Below are 12638 nucleotides of genomic sequence, written 5' to 3' on the forward strand. Positions count from 1 at the left end.
CGCGGATTCGGATTCAGCGGGATGCGGGCCGCGCGTCGCGGCGGCCCGCGCGACAGGCAAGAAACACCAGCACCGCCAGCGGCAGCGCGAGCGCCCAGAACCCCGCATACAGATACGCGGTCGCACCGGCGCCCGCGCCGAGCGCAAAACCGGCGACCGGCGGCAGCGTGCGCCGCAACCGGGCGCGGGCGGCTTCCCGCTCCGCGGGCGCGGCGATCGGCACGAGCCAGTCGAATGCGTCGATGACGGCCTGCGTGACGTTGCCGGTCATCACGGTGTTCGCCACCACCGAGCGCGCGGTCAGCCGGCCGTGGGCATTCTGCACGCCCATCGCGGCGGCGCCGAGCAGCCCGCAGAGGATCGTCGCGGGCGCATCGGCGCTCGCGATCGGCGACGCCGCCACCCCGGCCAGCATGAAGCCGGTCAGCAGGATCGCCTGCATCGCATACAGCGAGCACGCGCGCGGGCCGTGGCCGCGCACGCGCATCCCGTGATCGAGCAGGCGGGCGGCGACGATCCCGGCGATGAACGCGGGAAACGCGAGCCACTTGATCACGAGGCCCTGCCCGACGCCCGCGATGCCGGAGCCGATCAGGATGAAGTTGCCGGTCACGTGCGCGGTGAACAGCCCGAACAGCGCGACGAAGCCGAGCGTGTCGACGTAGCCCGCGATCGACGCGAGCATCACGTCCTCGCCGGCCACGTGATCGGGCGCGCTCGCGCCGCTTGCCGCTAGCTGGCCAGCTGGCATGACGCACCCTCCTTCGTCCTCTGCGGCGCGCGCATCGGCGCGGCCATCAAGGGAAGCGCGGGCTCGCCCGCGACGATGTCGAGCGGCCCGGCAGGCGCGCCCGGTGGCGGCGCGAGCGATGGCATGCGCGCCAGGTAGTACGGCGGGCCGGCTGCGATGCCGGCTCCCAGCGAGATCAGGTGAGGCATGGTCCGTTTCGGTTGCGGCGCACGGGCCGGCGCCGGGCGGCGTCCGATGCGTGCGGCGATCACGGAGCAGCCTAAGGAACGCCATCCTTAAAGTCATGGCGGCGAACTTAAATCTTCTGAATCCGGCGGCCGGCTCGCCTTGCTATTTTTCGACCGATAAGTGCAGAATGGGCGCCACTCAGGAGCCGATGGATGACCGAAACCAAGCGCAAAGCAGCGTCCCGCCCGAGCCGGACGGCGGCCGCCGAACCGGCCGCCACGCCGGGCCGCCGCCTCACGCCGGAGGCCCGCGAGCGGCAGATCGTCGAAAAGGCGGTCGAACACTTCGCGACGCACGGCTTTTCCGGCAGCACGCGCGAGCTGGCGCGGCAGATCGGCGTCACGCAGCCGTTGCTGTACCGCTACTTCCCGAGCAAGGAAGCGCTGATCGATCGCGTGTACGACGAGGTCTACACGTGGAATCCCGATTGGGAAAAACTGATCGCCGACCGGACGATTCCGCTGCAACAGCGGCTCGTCGCGTTCTATCGTTCGTACGCGCAGACGATCCTGCGGCGCGCATGGATCCGCACCTTCATCTTCGCCGGCCTGAGCCGAGAAGGGTTCAATACGCGCTATCTGTCGCGGCTGCGCGAGCGCGTGTTCCTGCCCGTGCTGCGCGAGCTGCGCCATGAATACGACATCCCGACGCCGGCGTCCGACGCGCAGCGCAATGCGGAGATCGAGCTGGTGTGGAGCCTGCACGCGAGCATCTTCTATCTCGGCGTGCGCAAATGGGTGTACGGGCTGCCGGTGCCCGACGACGTCGACGCCGAGATCGAGCGGCAGATCGACGCGTTCCTGAACGGCACGCCGGCCGCGCTGAAGCGCGTGGCGGCGGACACGCCGACGACCACGACTACACCCGAGCCAACGCCCACACCGCGCCGCAAGCGCGGGTAGCGCAAACCCCGCCCGCCGTCCGAGCGCTTCAGAACGATTCAACTCGCGCGCGCCCATCCTGCCCTAAGCTCGGTGCGATATCGGCGCTACGCCGCCGCGCACGGCCGCCCGCCGTTCGCATGGATCTTCGTCGGGAGCACACATCATGGAACGCGCATCGGGCCGCAAGGCCGTCATCGTCGGCGGATCGGTCGGCGGCCTGTTCGCCGCGACCGCGCTACGCGCGCGCGGCTGGCACGTTCGCGTGTTCGAGCAATCGGCGCGCGAGCTCGACAGCCGCGGCGGCGGCATCGTGCTGCAACCGCCGATCGAGCGCGCGTTCGCGTTCGGCGGCGTCGCGCTGCCCGCCAATGCGGGCGTCGATTCGATCGAGCGCATCTACGTCGACGCGCAGGATCGCGTCGTGCAACGCCTGACCATGCCGCAAACGCAAACCGGATGGAACGTGATCTATACGGCGCTGAAGCATGCGCTGCCGGACGACGTGATTCATGCCGGCGACGCGTTCGAGCGGTTCCAGCAGGACGGCGAACGGGTCGTCGCGCAGTTCGCGAGCGGCCGCGTCGAGACGGCCGATCTGTTGATCGGCGCCGACGGCGCGCGCTCGACGGTGCGCGCGCAATTGCTGCCGGACGTGCGGCCCGCGTATGCCGGCTACGTCGCGTGGCGCGGGCTCGTCGACGAACACGCGCTGCCCGAGCAGGTGCTGTACCTGCTGCGCGAGCGCTTCACGTTCCAGCAAGGCGGCGCGCACCTGTTCCTGACCTATCTGGTGCCCGGCGCGGACGGTGCGATCGAACCCGGCAAGCGGCGCGTGAACTGGGTCTGGTATCGCCGTCTCGCGTCGGAGCGGCTGCCGTCGCTGTTCCTGACCCGCGACGGCACGCAGCGCGACGGGTCGCTGCCGCCGGGCGCGATGCGCGACGACAACCGCGCCGAACTCGTGGACGCCGCCGACCGCATGCTCGCGCCGACGCTCGCCACGCTCGTCGACACGACACCGGCCCCGTTCGCGCAGGCGATCTACGATCTGGCCGTCGAGCGCATGGCGTTCGGCCGCACCGTGCTGCTCGGCGATGCCGCGTGCGTCGTGCGTCCGCACACCGCGGCGGGCGTCGCGAAGGCGGCGGACAACGCGGTCGCGCTCGCCGCGGCACTGCACGACGTTGCGCCCGGCGCGGCGTTCGACGCCGCACTCGCGACCTGGGATGCCGATCAGCGCGCGGCGAGCGCGCTGGTGTCCGCGCGCGGCATCGCGCTCGGCGCGCGCTTGATGGGCGCCGCATGAGCATGCGCATGCGCGACCCGCGCCTCGCCCGTCGTGCCCGTGCCCGTGGCCGCGACCGCGCGCTCGGGCGTCGCGTCGTGCTGCGGATTCAACGCGGCGAGCACGCTGGCGCGTCCGCCGTCGTCGTCGGGCAATTGCGGCTGGCCGCGCGCGAACGCCGGTGCGACGGCGGCCGCGAGCGCTGCGGCGAGCGCCAGCGCCGTCACGCGCGCCACGACCACACGGGCCTTCACAACGCACTCCCCGTCGCCCCGGACGGCGCCGCCGCGGCGCTCTGCGTGTGCTGCTCGCCATGCCCGAGCGCATACAGCTCGCGGTTGCGCTCGATCGTCGGCGCGCTCGGCGGGTAATCCCAGCGCGACGTCGGCACCGTGCCGTCACGCTGGGCCTGGACCAATTCGGCGAGCACGTCGGCGCGGGTCAGGCCCGCCGAGGCGCTCTGGGCGAACGCGGCCACCGGCGTGCCGATGGTGAGCGCGAGCAAGGCGGCTGCAATCATCCTGCGGTTCATGATGGAACTCCCGGAAACGATTCGATGAAGACGCATCGTCGATGCGCCGCCGGCACGAGCCCCGATGCGACTCGCTGCCTGACGTCTTCATTCTGGCGATCGCGGTGCACGCGACGCTGACCGGAACATGACAAATTCGTCATCCGCCGCCGCCGCACGCGGATGACGGTTTCGTAATCTTCGCGACAGGCTCGGGTCAACGCCGCGCCGGCAGACTGCATGCTCGCCGCATCGAACGCGGCATCCGTGCCCTGCTTCGAGGAACAACATCATGTGGATCGTCCGGCTCGCATTGCGCAGGCCCTATACGTTCGTCGTGCTCGCGCTGCTGATCTTCATCGCGGGGCCGCTTGCGCTGCTGCGCATGCCGACCGACATCTTTCCGAACATCGACATCCCGGTCGTCAGCATCGTCTGGTCGTACAACGGCTTCTCCGCCGAAGACATGGCCAAGCGCATCACGTCGAACTACGAGCGCGCGCTCACGTCCGACGTCGACGACATCGAGCACATCGAATCGCAGTCGCTGAACGGCGTGTCGGTCGTGAAGGTGTTCTTCCACCCCGGCGCGGACATCAATCGCGCGATCGCGGAAGCCGCCAGCAACGCCGCGTCGATCCTGCGCATCCTGCCGCCCGGCACGCTGCCGCCGAACATCATCACGTACAACGCGTCGACGGTGCCGATCCTGCAGCTCGGGCTGTCGAGCGACACGCTCGCCGAACAGCAGCTGTACGACCTCGGCAACAGTTTCATCCGCACGCAGCTCGCAACCGTCCAGGGCGCGGCCGTGCCGCTGCCGTACGGCGGCAAGATCCGCCAGATCGTCGTCGATCTCGACACGCGCGCGCTGCAGGCGAAGGGGCTCGCGCCGATCGACGTGGTGAACGCGATCAACGCGCAGAACCTGATCCTGCCGGGCGGCACCGCGAAGATCGGCACGCACGAGTACGACGTGCAGCTGAACGGCAGCACGCAGACGGTCGCCGCGCTGAACGACCTGCCGGTGAAGACGATCGGCGGCAGCGTCGTCTATGTGCGCGACGTCGCCCACGTGCGCGACGGCTACGCGCCGCAGACCAACATCGTGCGCGCCGACGGCAAGCGCGCGGCGCTGCTGACCGTCGAGAAGACCGGCAGCGCATCGACGCTGACGATCATCGACCAGGTGAAGGCGATGCTGCCGAAGATCGCAGCCGGGCTGCCGAAGGCGCTGCACATTGCGGCGCTCGACGACCAGTCGGTGTTCGTGAAGTCCGCGATCCAGGGCGTCGTGCGCGAGGCGCTGATCGCCGCGTGCCTGACCGCGCTGATGATCCTGCTGTTCCTCGGCAGCTGGCGCGCGACGCTGATCATCGCGGTGTCGATTCCGCTCGCGGTGCTGACGTCGCTGCTCGCGCTCGGCGCGCTCGGCCAGACCATCAACATCATGACGCTCGGCGGGCTCGCGCTGGCGGTCGGCATACTCGTCGACGACGCGACCGTCGCGATCGAGAACATCACGCATCATCTCGAACGCGGCGAGCCGCTCGAGGACGCGATCCTCACCGGCGCCGGCGAGATCGCGGTGCCGACCTTCGTGTCGACGCTGTCGATCTGCATCGTGTTCGTGCCGATGTTCCTGTTGACGGGCGTCGCACGCTACCTGTTCGTGCCGATGGCCGAGGCGGTGATCTTCGCGATGGTCGCGTCGTACTTCTTCTCGCGCACGCTGGTGCCGACGCTCGCGATGGTGCTGATGCGCGCGAAGGGCCAGGGCCGCCCGCCGCGCGGCGTGTTCGCGCGTATCGCCGGCCTGCAGGCCGCGTTCGAACGCCGCTTCGACGCGATCCGGCTCGGCTATCGCGCGCTGCTCGCCGCGGCGATCGCGCACCGGCGCCGCTTCGCGGCCGCGTTCGTGCTGGCGTGCGTGGCGTCCACGGGCCTGTTCGCGTTCGCCGGCCAGGACTTCTTCCCGGCGATCGACACCGGCGAGATCCGCCTGCATCTGCGCGCGCCGACCGGCACGCGGATCGAGCAGACCGCACGGCTGACCGACGAAGTCGAGGCCAAGGTGCGCAGCGTGATTCCGGCGCGCGAACTGGCCGGCATGCTCGACAACATCGGCGTGCCGGTGAGCGGGATCAACCTCACCTACGACTCGTCCGACCCGATCGGCACCGAGGACGCCGACGTGATGATCACGCTGAAGCCGGGCCACGCGCCGACCGCCGCGTACGTCGCACGGCTGCGCAACCTGCTCGCGCAGTCGTTCCCCGGCGTGACGTTCGCGTTCCTGCCGGCCGACATCGTGAGCCAGATCCTCAATTTCGGGCTGCCCGCGCCGGTCGACATCCAGATCGTCGGCAACAAGCTGGATCAGAACCGCGCGGTCGCGAACGCGCTGCTCGCGAAACTGCGCGGCGTGCGCGGTTTGGTCGACGCGCGCATCCAGCAGCCCGGCGACGAGCCGGCGATCGACGTGAACGTGGACCGCACCAAGGCGATCGAGGCCGGGCTCCAGCAGCGCGACGTCGCGCAGAACCTTTTGATCGCGCTGTCCGGCAGCTCGCAGACGACGCCGAACTTCTGGCTCGATCCGCGCAACGGCGTGAGCTACCCCGTGCTCGTGCAGACGCCGCAGTACACGATCGATTCGCTGCAAGCGCTCGCGAACGTGCCGTTGCCGACCAGCGACGCGCCGTCGCCGCAGCGCCCGGCCGGCGGCCCGGCGGCCGGTGCGCCCGCGCAAAACCTGCTCGGCACGCTCGGCAGCTTCTCGCGCACGACGCAGCAGGCGGTCGTGTCGCACTACAACGTGCAGCCGGTGCTCGACATTTTCGCGTCGGTGCAGGGGCGCGACCTCGGCGCGGTCACGGCCGACGTGACGAAGCTCGTCGACGACGCGCGCGCGCAGCTGCCGCCCGGCTCGTCGATCGTGCTGCGCGGCCAGGTGCAGGCGATGCACGAGTCGTTCGCCGGGCTGCTCGGCGGTCTCGCGCTCGCGATCGCGCTGGTCTACCTGCTGATGGTCGTCAATTTCCAGTCGTGGCTCGATCCGCTCGTGATCGTCGGCGGCCTGCCGGCGTCGCTGGCCGGCATCGCGTGGATGCTGTTCGTGACGCGCACGACGCTGTCGGTGCCGGCGTTGACCGGGACGATCCTGTGCATCGGCATCGCGACCGCGAACAGCATCCTCGTCGTCAATGCGGCGCGCGAGCTGCTCGCCGGCGGCGCATCGCCGTGGCAGGCCGCGCTCGACGCCGGCTTCAGCCGCTTCCGTCCGGTCGTGATGACCGCGCTCGCGATGCTGATCGGGATGCTGCCGATGGCGCTCGGCCTCGGCGACGGCGGCGAGCAGAACGCGCCGCTCGGCCGCGCGGTGATCGGCGGGCTCGCGTTCGGCACGCTGTCGACGCTGCTGTTCGTGCCCGTCGTGTTCGGCTTCGTGCACGCGTGGCTCGAGCGGCGTCGCGACGCGGCGGGCGCGCGTGGTGCGCTTGATATGCGCGATGCGCCCGGTGCGCCCGAAGCCCCCGATACGCCGGCGCTGCGTTGAGCGCGGACGGCCGCTCCTTCATCCCTCGACTCGCCCCGACCCCGGACCCATCATGAACGACTCGATCGAACCCGCCCCGCCGCCGGCTGGCGAAGCCGGCACTTCAACCGCCGCGACTGCGACGCCAGCGACGTCTGCGACGCGCGCCACCTCGGCCACCTCGGCCACCTCGGCCACGTCTGCTACGTCCGCCACGTATGCCACGCCCACCGCCACACCCTATGCAGCACCCGACGCGCCGCCCGCCCGCGGCGGCCGCAAGCTGGCCGTGCCGCTCGCCGGCATCGCGCTGGCGGCCGTGCTGCTCGCGATCGGCATCGTGCCGCGGCTCGACGCGCGCGCCGCGCAGCGTGCGCAGGTGGCCGCCCAGCAGGTGCTGCCGGTGTCGGTGATCGTGCCGGGCGCGGCGCCGGCCGACCAGACGCTCACGCTGCCGGGTGCGGTGATGCCGTACGAGGAGGCGTCGATCTATGCGCGTACGAGCGGCTACATCGCGCACTGGAGCGCCGATCTCGGCGCGCGCGTGAAGGCCGGCCAGGCGCTCGCGCAGATCGCCGCGCCCGACCTCGACGCGCAGTTGCGCCAGGCGCGCGCCGACGCGGCCACTGCGCAGGCGAACTACGACTATGCGAAATCGACCGCGCAGCGCTGGCAGCAGATGCTCGCCACGCAGTCGGTATCGCAGCAGGACGCCGACACGAAGGCCGCCGACATGAACGCGAAGCGCGCGATGCTCGCCTCCGCGCAGGCCAATGTCGCGCACCTCGCCGAACTCGTGTCGTACGAGTCGGTCACCGCGCCGTTCGACGGCGTGATCACCGCGCGCGACGTCGACGTCGGCACGCTCGTCACCGCGGGCGGCACGCCGGGCAGTGCGGGGCTGTCCGGCGAACTGTTCCATCTCGAGCAGACCGACACGCTGCGCGTGTTCGTCGACGTGCCGCAGGACAGCGCGACCGGCATCACGACCGGCACGCAGGTCTACCTGAGCACGCAGCAGTATCCGGGGCGCCGCTTCGCCGCGCGCGTCGCGCGCACCGCCGGGGCGATCGATCCGGTCACGCGCACGCTGCGCGTCGAGATCGACGTCGACAACCGCGATGGCGCGCTGCTGCCCGGCGCCTATGCGCAAGCGCATCTCGTCGTGCCGAGCGCGGCGCCCGCGCTCGAATTGCCGGTCAGCGCGCTGCTGTTCCGTCCGAACGGCGTGACGGTCGCGACCGTCGACGCGCACGGACGCACCGCGCTGAAAACCGTGCAGATCGGCCGCGATTTCGGCACGCGCGTGGAGATCGTCGCAGGGCTCGCGCCGACCGATCGCGTGATCGACAACCCGGGCGATGCGATCGCCGCGGGGGAAGCCGTGAAGATCGTGGCCCGCGCGGGTTCGGCAGTTGGCGCACCGGTTGCCTCACCCGCTGGCGCGTCGGTTGCGTCAGCCGTTGCCGCGCCGCTTGCCGCATCGTCCGCGCACGCCGTGCCGTCCCGGCCCACGACCGCCGCGTCACCGGCGTCTGCGCCGACATCGACACCGACCCACAGCTGATTCATCGACGACCACCCGCGAGATGCCCGCCATGCGCCTTCTTCGTCATCCGCTCCCGTTGGCCCGGCACATCGTCGCGCTCGGGGCCGCCGCCGCGCTGACCGCGCACGCCGTACCGTCCCGGCTCACGACCGCCGCCGCCCCGCCGCCATCTGCGTCGACATCGACACCGACCCAAAGCTGATTCATCGACGACAACCCGCGAGACACCCGCCATGCGCCTTCTTCGTCATCCGCTCCCGTTTGCCCGCCGCATCGTCGCGCTCGGCGTCGCCGCCGCGCTGAGCGCGTGCTCGACGCTGCCACCGTACGCGCCGCCGTCCGTCGCCGTGCCCGCCCGTTACGCGGGCGCCCCGGCCGCCGCAGCGGCCCAGGCCGGCTGGCACGTCGCGGTGCCGGCCGACGCCGCCGCGCGCGGCGCGTGGTGGACCGTGTTCGGCGACGCCGACCTGAACGCGCTCGAAGCCCGCGTCGACGTGTCGAACCAGACGGTGAAGAAAGCCGTCGCCGATCTGCAGCAAGCACGCGCGATGGTCGATTACCAGCACGCGGGCTTCCTGCCGACGATCACCGCGGGCGCCGCGCAAAGCCGCGCGCGCGTGTCGCAGAACCGGCTCGGCTCGTCGCTCGCCGGCAAGACCACGCCCGACTATCAGGCCGGCGTCGCCGCGAGCTGGGAGCCCGACGTGTTCGGCCGCGTGCGCGACGCGGTGGCCGGCGCGCAGGCCGATGCGGCCGCGAGCGCGGCCGACCTGCAGGCCGTGAAGCTGTCGGTGACCGCCGAACTCGCGACCGACTATTTCGCGCTGCGCTCGCTCGATACGCAGAAGCAGTTGCTCGACGACACGGTGCGCGCGTACGCCGACGCACTCACGCTGTTGCAGCAGCAGTTGGCGGCCGGCGCGATCGACGCGTCGGCGGTCGCGCAAGCCGACACGCAGCTCGAAGCGACGCGCACGCAGGACACCGACATCGACGCAGCGCGCGCGCAACTCCAGCATGCGATCGCGACGCTCGTCGGCGAGAGCGCGTCGACCTTCGCTCTGCCGCCGCGCATGACGCCGTTCGCGGTGCCGGCCATTCCGGCCGGCGTGCCGTCGCAGCTGCTCGAACGGCGGCCCGACATCGCGGCGGCGGAACGCCGCGTCGCGGCCGCGAACGCGCAGATCGGCGAGGCGCGCGCCGCGTTCTTCCCCGATCTCGTGCTGTCCGCGAGCGCCGGCCTCGAAAGCTCGTTCTTCGCGCCGTGGCTCACCGCGCCGAGCCTGTTCTGGTCGATCGGCCCGCAGCTCGCCGGCACGCTGTTCGACGGCGGACGCCGCAGCGCGTCGCTGCGCGGCGCGCACGCGCAATACGACGGCGCGGTCGCCGGCTATCGGCAAACGGTGCTGGTCGCGTTCCAGCAGGTCGAGGATCAACTGTCGACGATCGCCACGCTCGCGTCCGAAGCGCGCAGCCAGCAGCGCGCGACCGACGCGGCCGACCTGTCGCTGCGGCTGACGACGAACCGCTTCAACGCGGGCGCGGTCAGCTATCTGGACGTGGTCACCGCCCAGACGATCGCGCTGACGAACCGCCGCACGGCCGACCAGATCGACGCGCGCCGCATGGAAGCCGAAGTCGGCTTGCTGAAGGCGCTGGGCGGCGGCTGGCAAGGCGCCGCGAGCCGCGACGCAGACGCGGCGGCCGGCGCGCAACCGGCGCCGTCAGCGGCGACGGACGACCGCGCGGCCGTCACGCCGGCGGCGGCGGGTTGAACGTGAGGATGAAACGCGTGCCGCGCGCGTCGCTCTCGACGCGCACGCTGCCGCCGTGCAGCTCCATCACCGAGCGCACGATCGCGAGGCCGAGCCCGGCCGTGCCGCCCGGCGCACCGCCGCTGCGCGCGGGGTCGCCGCGCACGAACCGGTCGAAGATCCGCGGCAGCAGCGCCGCGTCGATCGGCTCGCCCGGATTCGCGACGACGACCTGCACGGCGTCCGCCGTTTCGTCGACCGCCAGCGTGATCACGCCGCCGGCCGGCGTGTAGCGCAGCGCGTTGGCGAGCAGGTTGCCGATCGCGCGGCGGAACAGCTCGACGTCGGCCGTCAGCCGGCCGTGCCCTTCGACGCGCAGCGTCGAGCCCGCTTCGTCGGCGAGCCCCTCGAAGTATTCGGCGATGCGATCGAGTTCGTCGCGCACGTCGAATGCGCGCTGCCGCGTGACGAAGCTCGGGTGCTCGGCGCGCGCGAGAAACAGCACGTTGTCGATCATCCGCGCGAGACGGTCGTATTCCTCGAGGTTCGATTCGAGCAGCGCCTGGTATTCGTCGGCCGAGCGCGGCCGCGCGAGCGCGACTTCCGTTGCGCCGCGCATGTTGTTCAGCGGCGTACGCAGGTCGTGCGCGAGATCCGCGCTGAACTGCGACAGGTGCGCGAACGCCTGCTGCAGGCGCGCGAGCATCGCGTTCTGCGCGTCGACCAGCGCGCGCAGCTCGTGCGGCGCGCGCGACGCGTCGAGCCGCGTGTCGAGCTTGTCGACCGTGATCCGGCCGGTGTTCGCGACGATCTCGCGCAGCGGCGCAAGCGCCGTGCGGATCAGCCAGTAGCCGAACAGCAGCGCGAACAGCGCGCCTGCCGCTCCCGCAATCTTCAGCCGGTCTCGGTAGCCGTCGAGCAGTTGCGCGCGGTCGCGCATGTTGCGCGCGATCGCGATGCGGATCGGCGTGTGATCGCCGAGCGCCGCGGCGATCACGACGCCGCGCATCGGCGTGCCGCCGTCGACCGTCCATGTCTGCAGCCGCTCGGCCGTGATCCGTTCGTTGTCGGGCACCGGCTCGGCGCGGGGTGCCAGCAGCTGCGCGTCGGTCGGTGCGCCCGGCGCGTCGTAGAGCGCCGCGTCGGGTGCGCTCAGCCGGACGTTGTGGCGCACCAGCACGTCGCCGTTCGCATCGAAAACGGCCATCGACAGCGCCTCGTTGCCGAGCACCTGACTCGTCAAGCGCTCCGCATGTGCGCGCACCGCATCGAGCGATTCGAGCTCGCCCGCGAGCCGGCGCGTGTGGCGCGCGGCCAGCACGATGTCGAGATCGTCCTGCGTGTTCACCTGCCGCTCGAGGCCCATGTACACGTACGCGCCGACGAGCGCGAACGCGGCGAGCGTGGTCGCGGCGAACGCGAGCGCGAGCGTCGCCGACAGCGATCGCAAGCGCGTCACGCGTCGTCCTTCGGTTCGAGCACGTAGCCGACGCCGCGCACCGTATGGATCAGCTTCACCGGGAAGGCATCGTCGATCTTCGCGCGCAGCCGCCGGATCGCGACTTCGACGACGTTGGTGTCGCTGTCGAAATTCATGTCCCAGACGTAGGACGCGATCTGCGTGCGGCTCAGCACCTCGCCCTGCCGGCGCGCGAGCAGTTGCAGCAGCGAGAATTCGCGCGGCGTCAGGTCGATCCGCACGGCGCCGCGCTTCACGCGGCGGCGCACCACGTCGATCTCCAGATCGCCGACCGCCAGATGCTCGGTTTCGCGCGGCGGGCCGCGACGCGCGAGCGTGCGGATGCGCGCCAGCAGCTCGACGAAGGCGAACGGCTTCACGAGGTAGTCGTCGGCGCCGAGTTCGAGCCCATGCACGCGGTCCTGCACGTCGTCGCGCGCGGTCAGGAACAGCACGGGCGTGGTGTGCGTGTCGCGCAGCCGCTTGAGCACGCCCCAGCCGTCGAGCACGGGCAGCATCACGTCGAGCACGATCACGTCGTAGCGCTCTTCCTGCGCGAGCATCAGCCCTTCACCGCCGTCTTTGGCGAGATCGACGCTGAATCCGGACTCCTCCAGACCCTTCTTCAGGTACGCGCCCGTCTTCGGTTCGTCTTCGACTATCAGGATGCGCATCGCCG

The 12638-nt window shown here is 71.1% G+C and carries 11 protein-coding genes; 5 read left to right on the plus strand and 6 right to left on the minus strand.

Annotated features, from left to right (window positions below):
- Positions 1-13: 13 nt before the first annotated feature.
- Together AK36_RS28975 and AK36_RS28980 are read right to left on the minus strand one after the other, a co-directional pair.
- Positions 14-751: a YoaK family protein gene (locus AK36_RS28975; protein ID WP_043292692.1), complete on the minus strand. Its 738-nt coding sequence runs from the start codon at positions 749-751 to the stop codon at positions 14-16.
- Positions 733-939 (minus strand): hypothetical protein, encoded by a 207-nt coding sequence (locus tag AK36_RS28980; protein ID WP_043292820.1) that lies wholly within the window; start codon positions 937-939, stop codon positions 733-735. The genes AK36_RS28975 and AK36_RS28980 overlap by 19 nt, the downstream gene beginning before the upstream one ends.
- Before the next feature lie 192 nt (positions 940-1131).
- Between AK36_RS28980 and AK36_RS28985 the strand changes: the two genes are divergently transcribed.
- Both AK36_RS28985 and AK36_RS28990 read left to right on the plus strand, forming a co-directional pair.
- Entirely contained in the window at positions 1132-1881 is a 750-nt protein-coding gene (locus AK36_RS28985) for a TetR/AcrR family transcriptional regulator (RefSeq protein WP_011880454.1), read from the plus strand.
- A gap of 145 nt (positions 1882-2026) precedes the next feature.
- Positions 2027-3169: an FAD binding domain-containing protein gene (locus AK36_RS28990; protein WP_011880455.1), complete on the plus strand. Its 1143-nt coding sequence runs from the start codon at positions 2027-2029 to the stop codon at positions 3167-3169.
- On the opposite strand, the gene AK36_RS28995 is transcribed toward AK36_RS28990, so the two are convergent.
- Together AK36_RS28995 and AK36_RS29000 are read right to left on the minus strand one after the other, a co-directional pair.
- Positions 3097-3402, minus strand: a complete 306-nt coding sequence (locus tag AK36_RS28995; RefSeq protein WP_041494395.1) for a hypothetical protein — start codon at positions 3400-3402, stop codon at positions 3097-3099. The genes AK36_RS28990 and AK36_RS28995 overlap by 73 nt on opposite strands.
- Positions 3399-3680: a DUF4148 domain-containing protein gene (locus AK36_RS29000; RefSeq protein WP_011880456.1), complete on the minus strand. Its 282-nt coding sequence runs from the start codon at positions 3678-3680 to the stop codon at positions 3399-3401. The genes AK36_RS28995 and AK36_RS29000 overlap by 4 nt, the downstream gene beginning before the upstream one ends.
- 271 nt (positions 3681-3951) lie before the next feature.
- Here AK36_RS29000 and AK36_RS29005 point away from each other — a divergent pair, with 271 nt between their 5' ends.
- The 3 genes from AK36_RS29005 (at position 3952) to AK36_RS29015 (ending at position 10521) form a co-directional block, all read left to right on the plus strand.
- Positions 3952-7218, plus strand: coding sequence for an efflux RND transporter permease subunit (locus tag AK36_RS29005; protein ID WP_011880457.1), 3267 nt, complete (start codon positions 3952-3954; stop codon positions 7216-7218).
- Positions 7219-7270: 52 nt separating this feature from the next.
- A complete protein-coding gene (locus tag AK36_RS29010) occupies positions 7271-8764 on the plus strand; it encodes an efflux RND transporter periplasmic adaptor subunit (protein WP_045579821.1) in 1494 nt (497 codons plus the stop codon).
- Between the two features lie 215 nt (positions 8765-8979).
- Entirely contained in the window at positions 8980-10521 is a 1542-nt protein-coding gene (locus AK36_RS29015; RefSeq protein WP_045579822.1) for an efflux transporter outer membrane subunit, read from the plus strand.
- Here the strand turns inward: AK36_RS29015 and AK36_RS29020 are convergent.
- Positions 10499-11959, minus strand: coding sequence for a heavy metal sensor histidine kinase (locus AK36_RS29020; RefSeq protein ID WP_045579823.1), 1461 nt, complete (start codon positions 11957-11959; stop codon positions 10499-10501). The two genes, AK36_RS29015 and AK36_RS29020, sit on opposite strands and share 23 nt — an antisense overlap.
- On the minus strand, positions 11956-12633 hold the full coding sequence (locus AK36_RS29025) for a heavy metal response regulator transcription factor (RefSeq protein WP_011880461.1): 678 nt from the start codon (positions 12631-12633) through the stop codon (positions 11956-11958). The genes AK36_RS29020 and AK36_RS29025 overlap by 4 nt, the downstream gene beginning before the upstream one ends.
- Positions 12634-12638: the final 5 nt, after the last annotated feature.

Origin of the sequence: Burkholderia vietnamiensis LMG 10929 (genome assembly GCF_000959445.1) — a bacterium.
GTDB lineage: Bacteria > Pseudomonadota > Gammaproteobacteria > Burkholderiales > Burkholderiaceae > Burkholderia > Burkholderia vietnamiensis.

What these genes read in the sequence shown, in the direction of transcription:
- AK36_RS29015 (WP_045579822.1), top strand. Translation starts at nt 8,980, where the DNA reads ATGCGCCTTCTTCGTCATCCGCTCCCGTTTGCCCGCCGCATCGTCGCG.
- AK36_RS28985 (WP_011880454.1), top strand. Translation starts at nt 1,132, where the DNA reads ATGACCGAAACCAAGCGCAAAGCAGCGTCCCGCCCGAGCCGGACGGCG.
- AK36_RS28980 (WP_043292820.1), bottom strand. Translation starts at nt 939, where the DNA reads ATGCCTCACCTGATCTCGCTGGGAGCCGGCATCGCAGCCGGCCCGCCG.
- AK36_RS28990 (WP_011880455.1), top strand. Translation starts at nt 2,027, where the DNA reads ATGGAACGCGCATCGGGCCGCAAGGCCGTCATCGTCGGCGGATCGGTC.
- AK36_RS29000 (WP_011880456.1), bottom strand. Translation starts at nt 3,680, where the DNA reads ATGAACCGCAGGATGATTGCAGCCGCCTTGCTCGCGCTCACCATCGGC.
- AK36_RS29005 (WP_011880457.1), top strand. Translation starts at nt 3,952, where the DNA reads ATGTGGATCGTCCGGCTCGCATTGCGCAGGCCCTATACGTTCGTCGTG.
- AK36_RS28975 (WP_043292692.1), bottom strand. Translation starts at nt 751, where the DNA reads ATGCCAGCTGGCCAGCTAGCGGCAAGCGGCGCGAGCGCGCCCGATCAC.
- AK36_RS29010 (WP_045579821.1), top strand. Translation starts at nt 7,271, where the DNA reads ATGAACGACTCGATCGAACCCGCCCCGCCGCCGGCTGGCGAAGCCGGC.
- AK36_RS29025 (WP_011880461.1), bottom strand. Translation starts at nt 12,633, where the DNA reads ATGCGCATCCTGATAGTCGAAGACGAACCGAAGACGGGCGCGTACCTG.